Source organism: Xanthomonas sp. PPL134, from assembly GCF_040595915.1.
Lineage (GTDB): Bacteria > Pseudomonadota > Gammaproteobacteria > Xanthomonadales > Xanthomonadaceae > Xanthomonas_A > Xanthomonas_A indica.
Genome location: NZ_JAMDLL010000001.1, coordinates 151529 through 163561 on the forward strand (window position 1 = coordinate 151529; position 12033 = coordinate 163561).

At 69.9% G+C, this 12033-nt stretch carries 10 protein-coding genes and 2 tRNA genes; 7 read left to right on the plus strand and 5 right to left on the minus strand.

The window, feature by feature from the left end:
• Positions 1-30 precede the first annotated feature (30 nt).
• Positions 31-2274, minus strand: coding sequence for a DNA topoisomerase IV subunit A (parC, locus tag M3U25_RS00685; RefSeq protein WP_355496037.1), 2244 nt, complete (start codon positions 2272-2274; stop codon positions 31-33).
• A gap of 57 nt (positions 2275-2331) precedes the next feature.
• Positions 2332-3216, minus strand: a complete 885-nt coding sequence (locus tag M3U25_RS00690; RefSeq protein WP_242080868.1) for a helix-turn-helix transcriptional regulator — start codon at positions 3214-3216, stop codon at positions 2332-2334.
• Positions 3217-3358: 142 nt separating this feature from the next.
• Here M3U25_RS00690 and M3U25_RS00695 point away from each other — a divergent pair, with 142 nt between their 5' ends.
• From M3U25_RS00695 to M3U25_RS00715, 5 genes are all read left to right on the plus strand, one after another.
• Positions 3359-3808, plus strand: coding sequence for a MarR family transcriptional regulator (locus M3U25_RS00695; RefSeq protein WP_355496034.1), 450 nt, complete (start codon positions 3359-3361; stop codon positions 3806-3808).
• Positions 3809-3818: 10 nt separating this feature from the next.
• On the plus strand, positions 3819-5303 hold the full coding sequence (locus tag M3U25_RS00700; protein WP_355496031.1) for an efflux transporter outer membrane subunit: 1485 nt from the start codon (positions 3819-3821) through the stop codon (positions 5301-5303).
• A gap of 10 nt (positions 5304-5313) precedes the next feature.
• On the plus strand, positions 5314-6495 hold the full coding sequence (locus M3U25_RS00705) for an efflux RND transporter periplasmic adaptor subunit (protein WP_242159324.1): 1182 nt from the start codon (positions 5314-5316) through the stop codon (positions 6493-6495).
• Between the two features lie 8 nt (positions 6496-6503).
• Positions 6504-8081, plus strand: a complete 1578-nt coding sequence (locus M3U25_RS00710; RefSeq protein ID WP_242159323.1) for a DHA2 family efflux MFS transporter permease subunit — start codon at positions 6504-6506, stop codon at positions 8079-8081.
• A 214-nt stretch (positions 8082-8295) separates the two neighbouring features.
• Positions 8296-9828 carry a GDSL-type esterase/lipase family protein gene (locus M3U25_RS00715; protein WP_355496026.1) on the plus strand — a complete coding sequence of 511 codons (1533 nt, stop codon included), beginning with the start codon at positions 8296-8298 and terminating at the stop codon, positions 9826-9828.
• Positions 9829-10004: 176 nt separating this feature from the next.
• Here the strand turns inward: M3U25_RS00715 and M3U25_RS00720 are convergent, their stop codons facing one another.
• Positions 10005-10352: a helix-turn-helix transcriptional regulator gene (locus M3U25_RS00720; protein WP_019798064.1), complete on the minus strand. Its 348-nt coding sequence runs from the start codon at positions 10350-10352 to the stop codon at positions 10005-10007.
• Positions 10353-10603: 251 nt separating this feature from the next.
• On the opposite strand from M3U25_RS00720, the gene M3U25_RS00725 reads away from it, so the two are divergent.
• On the plus strand, positions 10604-10801 hold the full coding sequence (locus M3U25_RS00725) for a hypothetical protein (RefSeq protein ID WP_048491806.1): 198 nt from the start codon (positions 10604-10606) through the stop codon (positions 10799-10801).
• Positions 10802-10875: 74 nt separating this feature from the next.
• On the opposite strand, the gene M3U25_RS00730 is transcribed toward M3U25_RS00725, so the two are convergent.
• Together M3U25_RS00730 and M3U25_RS00735 are read right to left on the minus strand one after the other, a co-directional pair.
• Positions 10876-10960, minus strand: a tRNA-Leu gene (locus M3U25_RS00730).
• A 96-nt stretch (positions 10961-11056) separates the two neighbouring features.
• Entirely contained in the window at positions 11057-11512 is a 456-nt protein-coding gene (locus M3U25_RS00735) for a VirK family protein (RefSeq protein ID WP_355496021.1), read from the minus strand.
• Between the two features lie 353 nt (positions 11513-11865).
• Here M3U25_RS00735 and M3U25_RS00740 point away from each other — a divergent pair.
• Positions 11866-11950: transfer RNA gene (locus M3U25_RS00740), tRNA-Leu, on the plus strand.
• Positions 11951-12033 lie beyond the last annotated feature (83 nt).

The window sequence follows — 12033 nt, forward strand, 5'->3', positions numbered from 1 at the left end:
GGCGCTGGACGCTCGTCCAGCGAAGCTGGCTTATTCCACCGCCAGATCGTCGACCTTCTGCCAGCCGCGCGGCAGCAGCCCGCCGCGGCTGGCGCGGGCGCCCAGGTAGGCGTCCAGGTCCTTGAACGACAGCGACATGGTGCGCTGGCCGCTCTTCACCAGCAGCGTGTTGCCCGGTGCCACCGCGGCGATCGCCACCACCCGTTCGGTGCTGAGCTTGGCCTTGGGGATGTCGATGATCTTGTTGCCCTTGCCCTTGTCCAGCTCGGGCAGGTCGGCGACCGGGAAGGCCAGCAGGTGGCCGGCACTGGTGACCGCGACGATGCGGTCGGTGCCGGCGCCGCTCACCGGCGCCGGGGGCAGCACCTTGGCGTTCGGGGTCAGGTTGAGCATGGCCTTGCCGGCCTTGTTGCGGCTGGTCAGGTTCTCGAAACGGGTGACGAAGCCGTAGCCGTGCGAGGACGCCAGTACCAGGCGCGCGTCGTTGTCGCCGCTGGCCAGGGCCTGGAAGGCGGCACCGGCGGCGGGCGAGAAGCGCCCGGTCAGCGGCTCGCCGTTGCCGCGTGCCGAGGGCAGGGTATGCACCAGGGTCGAGTAGGCGCGGCCTTCCGAATCCAGGAACGCCACCTGCTGCGTGCTGCGCGCGCGCACCGCCGCCAGCAGGCTGTCGCCGTCGCGGTAGGAGAGCGCCGCCGGATCCACGTCGTGGCCCTTGGCCGCGCGGATCCAGCCCTTCTCCGACATCACCACGGTCATCGGCTCGCTCGGCACCAGCTCGGTCTCGTCGATCGCCTGGGCCGCGTCGCGCTGCACCAGCGGCGACCGCCGCGCATCGCCGAACTTCTTGGCGTCGGCCATCAGCTCGTCCTTGATCAGCTTCTTCAGCTTGGTCTTGCTGGCCAGCACCGCCTGCAGCTGTTCGCGTTCCTTGGCCAGCGCATCCTGCTCGCCGCGGATCTTCATCTCCTCCAGCCGCGCCAGCTGGCGCAGGCGCGTTTCCAGGATGTAGTCGGCCTGTTCCTCGCTGAGTGCGAAGCGCGCGATCAGCGCCGGCTTCGGCTCGTCCTCGGTGCGGATGACGCGGATCACTTCATCCAGGTTGAGGAACGCGGTCAGCAGGCCTTCCAACAGGTGCAGGCGGCGCTCGACCTTGTCCAGCCGATGGTTGAGGCGGCGCACCACGGTGTCGCTGCGGAAGCGCAGCCATTCCTCCAGCAGGGTCTTGAGGTTCTTGACCTGCGGGCGGCCGTCCAAGCCGATCACGTTGAGGTTGACCCGGTAGCTGCGTTCCAGGTCGGTGGTGGCGAACAGGTGGCCCATCAGCTGTTCGGCGTCGACCCGGTTGGAGCGCGGCACCAGCACCACCCGTACCGGGTTGGCGTGGTCGGATTCGTCGCGGATGTCTTCCAGCCACGGCAGCTTCTTGGCGCGCATCTGCTGCGCGATCTGCTCGATCACCTTCGACGGCGACACCTGGTAGGGCAGCGCCGTGACCACGATGTTGGCGTTTTCCTTCTGGTAGGTGGCGCGGGCGCGCACGCTGCCGTGCCCGGTTTCGTAGAGGGTGCGCAGGTCGGCGGCCGGGGTGATGATCTCGGCGGTGCTCGGGTAGTCCGGGCCGCGCACGTGCTCGCACAGGTCGGCGACGCTGGCATCGGGGTCGTCGAGCAGGCGGATCAGCGCGCTGACGATCTCGTTGAGGTTGTGCGGCGGCACGTCGGTGGCCATGCCCACGGCGATGCCGGTGGTGCCGTTGAGCAGCAGGTGCGGCAGCCGCGCCGGCATCCAGGTCGGCTCGTCCAGGGTGCCGTCGAAGTTCGGCGACCAGTCCACCGTGCCCTGGCCCAGTTCGCCCAGCAGCACTTCGGCGATCGGGGTCAGTTTGGACTCGGTGTAGCGCATCGCCGCGAACGACTTCGGGTCGTCGGTGGAGCCGAAGTTGCCCTGGCCCTCGATCAGCGGGTAGCGGTAGGAGAACGGCTGCGCCATCAGCACCAGCGCTTCGTAGCAGGCGCTGTCGCCGTGCGGGTGGTACTTGCCGATCACGTCGCCGACGGTGCGCGCGGACTTCTTCGGCTTGGCCGCCGCGTTCAGGCCCAGCTCGCTCATCGCATAGATGATGCGCCGCTGCACCGGCTTGAGCCCGTCGCCGAGGAACGGCAGGGCGCGGTCCAGCACCACGTACATGGAGTAGTCGAGGTAGGCGCGTTCGGCGTATTCGCGCAGCGGCAGCTGTTCGAAGCCATGGAAGGCGGGGCGGGCGAGATCGGTCATGCGCAGGGAATACCTATAGGGGAACGCGGCGCCAGGCGCCGCAGGTCAGCCGGTCGATTATCCGGATGCGGCCGGCGATGCCAAGCCGCGCGTGCCGCCGGCGCTGGCCAGGTAGCGGGCCGGAGGGTGGCCGAAGCGGCCGCGGAAGGCGGTGACGAAGGCGCTGGGGCTGCTGTAGCCCAGGCGGAAGGCGGTGTCGGCGACGCTGGCGCCGTCGCTGAGCCGGCGCAGCGCCTCGGCCAGCCGCGCCTGCTGGCGCCAGCCGGCGAAGCCGAAGCCGGTTTCGTCGCGGAAGTGCCGGCTCAGGCTGCGCGGCGACAGCCCGGCCCAGTGTGCCCACTGCGCCAGCGAACGGTCGTCGGCGGGGGTTTCCAGCAACTGGGTGGCGATGCGCAGCAGGCGCCGGTCGCGCGGCATCGGCAGGTGCAGGTGCTCGATCGGGGCGTTGCGCACCTCGTCCAGCAGCACCGCGCACAGGCGCTGCTGTTCGGCGTCCAGCGCCGCTGGCACGCCCCATTGGGTCATCCGCCGCAGCACCTCCCGGAACAGGCCGTTCATGCCGATCACGCAGGTCCGCGGCGGCAGGTCGGCGCAGACGTCGGGGCGGAGCAGCGCCAGGTAACTGCGCACCCGCCCGGACACCTGCACGGTGTGCAGTTCCTGCGGCGGCATCCAGCCGGCGCAGCCCGGCGGCAGCGACCACTGGCCATGCGCGGTGGAGGTGCTCAGCACGCCCTCCTCGACATAGATCAACTGGCCGCGCACGTGGCGGTGCCAGTCCACCTCGTGCCGCAGCGACACCGGCGAGTGCGCCATGAAGGCCAGCGCGGGCGGGCCGTCGGCGCGCTCGAACCAGTCGAGGGCACGCGGGTCCAGGGCGCTGCCGGATGCAACGGCGGGGGAGGCAGGGGCGGACCCGGTTGGCGCGATTTCGATATCCATTGTCCGGATTGTAATACCGGGCCACGCCTCGCCGCCGCTAGAGTGCGCACCGCTGCCAGTGTTCCTTCGCTGCAACGCAGCATCTACTTTCTGCGGGGATATTTTCTTGACATATATTTCTAAATGAAAATAATTGGCGCCCATGAACTGCGCTCCCTCCCTGCCTGGTCCGCCCTCGTTCGGCCTGCTGCTGCGCCAGGTGCGTGACGGCCTGATGCGGCGCCTGGACGAGGCCATGGCCGGGCTGGAACTGGACCTGGGCTTCAGCCACTACCTCGGCATGAAGGCCTTGGCCTACATGTCGCCGTGCACCGCCAACGAACTGGCCCAGGCCCTCGACCAGAACCCCAGCGCGGTGACCCGCCTGCTGGACAAGCTGGAAGACCTGGGCTGGGTACGCCGCGAAGCGCATGCGCAGGACCGCCGCGCGTTGCAGATCGTGCTCACCGACGACGGCCGCGCGCTGTGGCAGCAACTCAAGCAGCGCGGCGAAGACGCCATCGCCGATGCGTTGCGCGATCTGTCCGCCGAGGAGCGCGAGCACCTGTTTTCGCTGTTGACCCGCGTCCGCGACTCCCTCAATTCGCCCTGAATCCGCTCACATGAACCTGTCTCCTTCGCTTTCCCGCCTGCGTCCATTCGCGGTCGCGGCCCTCACCCTGGCGCTGGCGGCCTGTGCCAGCAGCCGTGGCCTGGAACCGCAGGGGCGCCGGCTCGATGCCGACCGCCAGCTGCATATGGGCAAGACCCTGGCCGCCGACGCGCTGGCGCCGGCGCCCTGGCCGCAGCAGGACTGGTGGAAGGCGTTGGGCGATCCGCAGCTCGACGCGCTGATCGCCGAGGCCCTGCAGGGCACGCCCAGCCTGGAGGCCGCCGATGCGCGGCTGCGCCTGGCGCAGGCGCAGGCCGGCGCCGCCGATGCGGACCGCGACCCCAAGCTGTCGCTGTCGGCCGGCTACACCGGCCTGCAACTGCCCAAGGGCCTGGCCGGCGACGAGATCGGCGGCAAGTACATCCACAACGAACAGGCGCTGCTGGATTTCAGCTACGGCTTCGACCTGTGGGGCGGCAAGCGCGCGTCCTGGGAAGCGGCGGTGGACCAGGCGCATGCGGCCGAGGTCGACGCGCAGGCCGCGCGCCTGGACCTGTCGGCCGGCGTCGCCCGCGCCTACGCGCAACTGGGCTATGCCTGGCATCTGTACGACCTGGCCGGTGCCGAACTGGCGCGCTCGGAGAACAGCCTGAAGCTGGTGCGGCAGCGCCGCGACGCCGGCATCGACAGCAACCTGCAACTGCGCCAGGCCGAGGCGCGGGTGCCGGCGGCACGCCAGCAGCAAGCCGCCGCGCAGCAACAGATCGACGAAGCGCGCACCGCGCTGGCGGCGCTGCTGGGCCGCGGCCCGGACCGCGGGCTGCAGATCGCGCGGCCGCGCCTGCTCGATCCGCAGGCTGCGCGGGTGCCGTCGGTGCTGCCCAGCGACCTGCTCGGCCGCCGGCCCGACGTGGTCGCCGCGCGCTGGCGGGTGGAAGCCGCCTCGCAGGGCATCCATGCGGCCAAGGCCCAGTTCTACCCCAGCGTCAATCTGAGTCTGCTGGGCGGCGTCGCCGCCACCAATCCGGGCGACCTGTTCAAGAGTTCGTCGGTGCTGGGCCTGCTCAGCCCGGGCGTGAGCCTGCCGCTGTTCGACAGCGGGCGGCTGCGCAGCCAGCTCGCCGAGCGCGATGCGCAGTACGACCTGGCGGTGGCCAACTACAACCAGACCCTGGTGGCGGCGTTGCGCGAGGTGGCCGACCAGGTCAACGCGGCGCGTTCGCTGGCCGAGCAGGCGCAACAGCAGGCGCAGGCGCTGGAGACCGCGCAGGCCGCCTTCGACCTGTCGCAGCAGCGCTACCGCGCCGGCATCGGCAACTACCTGGACGTGCTCAGCGCGCAGCAGCAGTTGCTGGACGCGCAGCAGCGCCTGGCGGCCCTGCAATCCAATCAGATCCTGGTCTCGGTGCGCCTGAATCAGGCGCTGGGCGGCGGCTACGACGCCACCTCCGCCGCCGACGCGCCGAGCTCTTCTTCCGCACCTTCGCATTCCTGAGATCGCTGCAATGAATCAGACAACGACCCCCGCTTCCCCCGCTCCCGCCGCCAGCCGGCGCGGCAAGCTGCTGCGCGGCCTGGCCGTGGTAGTGGTGCTGGTGCTGATCGCGCTGGCGATCTGGTACTTCCTGGTCGGCCGCTGGCACGAGGACACCGACGACGCCTACGTGCAGGGCAACCTGGTGCAGATCACCCCGATGGTGGCCGGCACCGTGGTGCGCATCGACGCCGACGACGGCATGCGCGTGGAGCGCGGCCAGCCGCTGGTCAAGCTCGACCCGGCCGACACCGAGGTCGCGCTGCAGCAGGCCGAGGCCAATCTGGCGCGCACCGTGCGCCAGGTGCGCGGTCTGTACCGCTCGGTCGAGGGGGCCCAGGCCGAACTGTCCGCGCAGCAGGTGACCCTGCAGCGCGCCCGCGCCGACGTCGCCCGCCGCGCCAGCCTGGTCGCCACCGGTGCGATCTCCGCCGAAGAGCTGGCGCATGCCCGCGACCAGCTGGCCGCCGCCGAGGCCGCGGTCAGCGGCTCGCGCGAGACCCTGGCGCGCAACCGCGCCTTGATCGACGAGAACGGCGTGGCCGACCAGCCCGACGTGCAGGCGGCCGCCGCGCAGGTGCGCCAGGCCTTCCTCAACAACGCCCGCAGCGCCATCGTCGCGCCGGTGGCCGGCTACGTGGCGCGGCGCTCGGTGCAGGTCGGCCAGCGCGTGCAGCCCGGCACCGCGCTGATGGCGGTGGTGCCGCTGAATCAGGTGTGGGTGGACGCCAACTTCAAGGAAACCCAGCTCAAGCACATGCGCCTGGGCCAGCCGGTGGAACTGGAGTCGGATCTGTACGGCGGCGCGGTGACCTACCGCGGCACCGTGCAGAGCCTGGGCATCGGCACCGGCAGCGCGTTCTCGCTGCTGCCGGCGCAGAACGCCAGCGGCAACTGGATCAAGATCGTGCAGCGCGTGCCGGTGCGCATCGCCATCGACGCCAAGCAGCTGGAGCAGCACCCGCTGCGCATCGGCCTGTCGATGAAGGTCGACGTCAACCTGCATGACCAGAACGGCTCGGTGCTGCCGAGCAAGCCGGCCAGCGGCACGCTGCTGGATACCGATGTCTATGCGCAGCAGCTGCAGCAGGCCGATGCGGCAGTGAAGCAGATCATCCACGCCAACCTGCCCGACGCCGCCAAGGCGAACTGAGCCCGGTCATGTCCAACCAAGCTGCCGCTCCCGCCGCGCCCGGGGTTCCGGGCGCACCGGCCGCCGGGTTCCGCCCGGCCAGTGTGGCGTTGTGCACGGTGGGCCTGGCGCTGGCCTCGTTCATGCAGGTGCTCGACACCACCATCGCCAACGTCTCGCTGCCCACCATCGCCGGCAACCTCGGCGCCAGTTCGCAGCAGGCCACCTGGGTCATCACCTCGTTCGCGGTCAGCAACGCCATCGCGCTGCCGCTGACCGGCTTCCTCAGCCGCCGCTTCGGCGAGACCAAGCTGTTCGTGTGGGCCACGCTGGCCTTCACCGCGGCCTCGCTGCTGTGCGGCCTGGCCCAGAGCATGGGCATGCTGGTGGTGTCGCGGGCGCTGCAGGGCTTCGTCTGCGGCCCGATGTACCCGATCACCCAGAGCCTGCTGGTGTCGATCTATCCGCGCGAGAAACGCGGCCAGGCGCTGGCCTTGCTGGCGATGATCACCGTGGTCGCGCCCATCGCCGGGCCGATCCTCGGCGGCTGGATCACCGACAACTACAGTTGGGAATGGATCTTCCTGATCAACGTGCCGCTGGGCATCATCGCCGCGACGGTGGTCGGCTCGCAGCTGCGCGACCGTCCCGAGCCGACCGAGCGCCCGCGCATGGACTACGTCGGCCTGATCACCCTGATCATCGGTGTGGGCTGCCTGCAGGTGGTGCTGGACCTGGGCAACGACGAGGACTGGTTCAATTCGACCAAGATCATCGTGCTGGCCGCGATCTCGGCGGTGGCGCTGGCGGTGTTCCTGATCTGGGAACTGACCGACAAGGATCCGATCGTCGACCTGCGCCTGTTCCGCCACCGCAACTTCCGCGCCGGCACCATGGCGCTGATCGTGGCGTATGCCGCGTTCTTCAGCGTGTCGCTGCTGATTCCGCAGTGGCTGCAGCGCGACATGGGCTACACCGCGATCTGGGCCGGCCTGGCCACCGCGCCGATCGGCATCCTGCCGGTGATCATGACCCCGTTCGTCGGCAAGTACGCCTCGCGCTTCGACCTGCGGCTGCTGGCCAGCATCGCCTTCATCTTCATGGCCGCCACCAGCTTCATGCGCTCTGACTTCAACCTGCAGGTGGATTTCCCGCACGTGGCCGGGGTGCAGTTGCTGATGGGCGTGGGCGTGGCGCTGTTCTTCATGCCGGTGCTGCAGATCCTGCTCTCGGACCTGGACGGGCGCGAGATCGCCGCCGGTTCCGGCCTGGCCACGTTCCTGCGCACGCTGGGCGGCAGCTTCGCCGCCTCGCTGACCACCTACCTGTGGGCCAAGCGCACGCAGCTGCACCATGCTCACCTGACCGAGCACATCTCCACCTACACGCCGGGCATGCAGGAACAGGTGCAGATGATGGGCAACGGCAGCCTGCAGAACGGCGCGGCCTTCCTCAACAACACCATCAACCACCAGGCCTCGCAGATGGGCTTCAACGACATCTTCTACCTGCTGGGCTGGACCTTCCTCGGGATCATCTTCTTCCTGTGGCTGGCCAAGCCGCCGTTCGGCGGCGGCGGTGGCGCGGCGGCTGCCGGCGGTCACTGAGGCCGGGGTTCACACGGCGCGGACTGTAGACAGTCCGCGCCGATGACGCGACAGCGTCGCCTGCGTTCCATTGCACGATGGCGTGCCGTCCGGCATGCCGTGCATCGCTGCCGGCATGGCACGCGTGTCTGGCGCCGCGCTCCGGCACGGCACTTGCCGCTGCCGCGGCCCGCGCACCAGAATGCGGTTCTTCGCAGCCTTCGGCAGCCCGCACATGCAGCGCTTGCTTCGCGCCCTCGGCGCCCGCTTTGCCGCGTCGCTTCCGCGCGCGGCCGTCTTCGCGCTGCTGTGCCTCGGCGCGCATCCGGGCCATGCCCGGGCCGCGTCACCGCCTGCGGCCTCGCCGGTGCCGGTGACCCCGGCCGATCGCCTGCACGAAGCCTGGTGGGCCGAACGCCACCAGCAGGTATTGGCGCAGGTGCGCGCGCACCCGGAGGCGCCGCTGCTGTTGATCGGCGATTCGATCACCCAGAACTACGAGAAGGCGCAGGCGCCGGACCAGGACTTCCAGTCGACCTGGCAGACCTTCTACGGCAGCCGCGGCGCGCTCAATCTCGGCTTCAGCGGCGACGCCACCGAACACGTGCTGTGGCGGCTGCAGCATGGCGAAGTCGACGGCCTGCGGCCCAAGGTGGCGATCCTGCTGATCGGCACCAACAACACCGGCCACGAAGGGCAGAGCGCGGCGGATACGGTGCGCGGCATCGATGCGGTGGTGGCCATGCTGGAGCAGCGCCTGCCGCGCACGCGCATCCTGTTGCTGGGCCTGCTGCCCAGCGGGCTGTCGGCGCAGAAGCGCGCGCGCGACGCCGAGGTCAACCGCGCGCTGGCGGTGCGCTACGGCGACAACCCGCGCGTGGCCTACCTGGACATCGGCGCGGTGTTCCAGCGCCCCGACGGCACGCTGGAGCAAAGCCTGTTCTACGATCCGCGGGAGAAACCCGGCAGCGGCGCACTGCACCCGGACACGCGTGGGCAGCGGCGCATGGCCGAGGCGATCGAGCCGACCCTGGCGCGGCTGCTCGAGGAAGCGCCGCGGGTACCGCTGGACGCGATGACCGAGGTCGACACCGCGCGCATCGCGGTGCCCTGGCTGGAGCAGGATTCCTACGACTGGTACGGCCGCCACCATGCCGCGCTGGATGCCGCCCGCCAATTGCAGCCGCAGGTGGTGATGCTCGGCGATTCGATCACCCACTTCTGGGCGGGGGCGCCGCAGGCGATCCGGGTGAACGGCGCGCAGGCCTGGCAGCGCACCTTCGGCGCCACGCGCGTGCTGAACCTGGGCTTCGGCTGGGACCGCACGCAGAACGTGCTGTGGCGGCTGCGCCAGGGCGAGGTCGATGGCCTGGCGCCACGCTGGGTGGTGATCAACCTCGGCACCAACAATCTTGCCGGCACCGAGCATGCGCGCACCAACACGCCGCAGGAGACCGCCGATGGCGTGGCGGCGGTGGTCGCCGAGATCCGGCGGCGCCTGCCGCGCAGCCGGATCGTGCTGATGGGCATCTTCCCGCGCGGCTTCGCCGCCGATGCGCCGCAGCGCGCGCCGATCCTGGAAACCAACCGCCTGCTGGCCGCGCGCTTCGGCCACGACCCGCAGGTCCGCTGGCTCGACATCGGCGCGCGCTTCCTGCAGCCGGACGGCACGCTGCCGGCGGCGCTGATGCCCGACGGCACCCATCCCAGCGAAGCCGGCTACGCGATCTGGGGCGAGGCCTTGCGCGAGATCGGCGTCGGCGGCTGAACCGCGGCGTCCAGCGATGCGCTTTGCCGCGGCTCCGGGCTCGGCAGCACACGCCATGGTCCTTTCATGGTCCTCGTAGGAGCGGCTTCAGCCGCGACCGAGCGCTACCGGCAATCCCTCGTCGCGGCTGAAGCCGCTCCTACGATGGACGTTCGTCGCTCGCTACCGGCGCGGCCTCAGCCGTTGCTGGGCTTGAGCAGTTCCAGCACGGCGTCGCGGTGGCCCGGCGGCGCGTTGCGATAGCGCGCCAACAGCGCGCGCTCCTGGGCGTCCTGCGCCAGCAACGGATAGTCGGAAGGCAGGTCCTGCACGCGCTTGCCCGGGCCCACGCCGCACACCAGTTCGTCGAGCGAGCGGTTCAGCACATTGCGAAGCGTCGGCAGCAGGCGGAAGCTCGGCGTTTCGCGGTCGTTCTCCCAGGCCGACACCGACGACTTGGTCACGTCCAGCGCGAAGCCGAGCTGTTCCTGGGTCAGCCCGGCGGCTTTTCTGGCTTCGCGCAACCGGTCGCCGAAGCTATTCATCGCGGTGGGCCTTGGGGGACGGCGGGCCTACCAAGATATGGAGCATCCGCCGGCTTGTCGTACAGTCACGCTTGACTCCAGTTGTTCGGAAATTCAATACTCGCGCGGTGCGGAATGCACGGACGCGCGAGGATGCGCATGCAGGACATGGAGGTTGTGGACACGAGGGTGTCGGCGCCGCGGTGCGCCGCCGCCAGGCGCTGGCCGACAGCGGCACGACGCGGCGCCTGCCGGTGCGTGGGGGAGGGCGCATGGCCACCTACGAAGTGAGACTCCGGCGCATCGCGCAACTGGAGCCGTCCTTGCAGGTGCTGGTGCATGCCGCCAATGCCTACCTGGCCGCGCGTGCGGCCGAACGCCACAACCCGGGCTACCGTGCCTACAAGGTGGCGGTGTGGGTGAAGGGCGTGCGCGTGGACATCGGTCCGTTGCGTCCGCCGCAGCGCTGAGCGCCGCGGCCTGCACGCAGCCAACAAAAAACCCGCCGAAGCGGGTTTTGAGATCTTTCTCGACCTATCGGTCGTGGTGCCCAGGAGAGGACTCGAACCTCCACGGTTTTACCCGCTAGTACCTGAAACTAGTGCGTCTACCAATTCCGCCACCTGGGCAACTCAGAACGAGAATTCTGCGCGCCGCGGTGGGTGCTGTCAAGCGTTTTGCGACAGCGGCGTTGCACCGCTGTCGCGTGCGCATCGGTCGTGCCCTCAGTAGCCGACGTTGAAGCGCAGACCCTGGTTGATCGCACAGCGATAGCCGAGGGTGCTGCCGGTCTGTTGGTAGCTGGGCAGGGCGAACACGAACATGGTGAAGTCCACCGTGTTGTCCGGATGCACCTGGTAGCGCAGGAACTGCTGGATCGGCTTGCCGTCGCGGCCGACGGTCACGTGCTCGTCGGCGAAGGACAGGGTGCCGTCGGCGGTGACGCGGTAGGCGCCGATGCGCAGGCCCCCGCGGGTCTGGCTGGGCGTGGCGCCGCCGGAGGTGGGCGTGCACTGGCTCAGGTCGATCGCCACGGCGACCGAGGCGCCGCTGTCCAGGGCGCGTTGGATCTCGGTGAGCGAGCCGAGGGTGGCGTCGTCGGCGCCGGCCGCGGCGGCGGAGGCGCTGGTGGCGCTGGCGAACAGGGCAGCGGCGAGCAGGGAAGCGGACAGGCTGTGCATGGTGGATGCTCCGGAGCGTGGGGGAGGGCGACGGATTGCCGGATGCAAACTAACGGGGTGCCGAGTTGGGTCAACCGACAAAATCGCGAACTTCCGCGGCCGTCACGGCGCATCTTCGAAGCAGGTCCGCTTGTGACAGCGCGGTGTCGGAATCGGCATCGCGCCTGCGGTTTTCCACCGACTCCGCGCGCCGTCGAAGCGTGCGCGCGTGCGCAGCCGCGCGGCGGCCGGTGCACGTGGGGCACCGCTGGGTGCCGCGGTCGCAACCTGTCATCGACGCAGGCGATCGCGGCCGCACGCAAAATAGGCGTTGACAAGGTCGCGCGGGCACCGCAGAATTCGCGGCCTTCAGCGCCCAGGTGGCGGAATTGGTAGACGCACTAGTTTCAGGTACTAGCGGGTAAAACCGTGGAGGTTCGAGTCCTCTCCTGGGCACCACAGGCAACATCGCGAGAGCGCTGAACTCTCGCACCGACCGGCCCGCTGACGCGGGCTTCGTCGTTTCTGGGGCGCGCGTTCGC

What these genes read in the sequence shown, in the direction of transcription:
- M3U25_RS00715 (WP_355496026.1), top strand. Translation starts at nt 8,296, where the DNA reads ATGCAGCGCTTGCTTCGCGCCCTCGGCGCCCGCTTTGCCGCGTCGCTT.
- M3U25_RS00735 (WP_355496021.1), bottom strand. Translation starts at nt 11,512, where the DNA reads ATGCACAGCCTGTCCGCTTCCCTGCTCGCCGCTGCCCTGTTCGCCAGC.
- M3U25_RS00695 (WP_355496034.1), top strand. Translation starts at nt 3,359, where the DNA reads ATGAACTGCGCTCCCTCCCTGCCTGGTCCGCCCTCGTTCGGCCTGCTG.
- M3U25_RS00700 (WP_355496031.1), top strand. Translation starts at nt 3,819, where the DNA reads ATGAACCTGTCTCCTTCGCTTTCCCGCCTGCGTCCATTCGCGGTCGCG.
- M3U25_RS00720 (WP_019798064.1), bottom strand. Translation starts at nt 10,352, where the DNA reads ATGAATAGCTTCGGCGACCGGTTGCGCGAAGCCAGAAAAGCCGCCGGG.
- M3U25_RS00705 (WP_242159324.1), top strand. Translation starts at nt 5,314, where the DNA reads ATGAATCAGACAACGACCCCCGCTTCCCCCGCTCCCGCCGCCAGCCGG.
- parC (WP_355496037.1), bottom strand. Translation starts at nt 2,274, where the DNA reads ATGACCGATCTCGCCCGCCCCGCCTTCCATGGCTTCGAACAGCTGCCG.
- M3U25_RS00725 (WP_048491806.1), top strand. Translation starts at nt 10,604, where the DNA reads ATGGCCACCTACGAAGTGAGACTCCGGCGCATCGCGCAACTGGAGCCG.
- M3U25_RS00710 (WP_242159323.1), top strand. Translation starts at nt 6,504, where the DNA reads ATGTCCAACCAAGCTGCCGCTCCCGCCGCGCCCGGGGTTCCGGGCGCA.
- M3U25_RS00690 (WP_242080868.1), bottom strand. Translation starts at nt 3,216, where the DNA reads ATGGATATCGAAATCGCGCCAACCGGGTCCGCCCCTGCCTCCCCCGCC.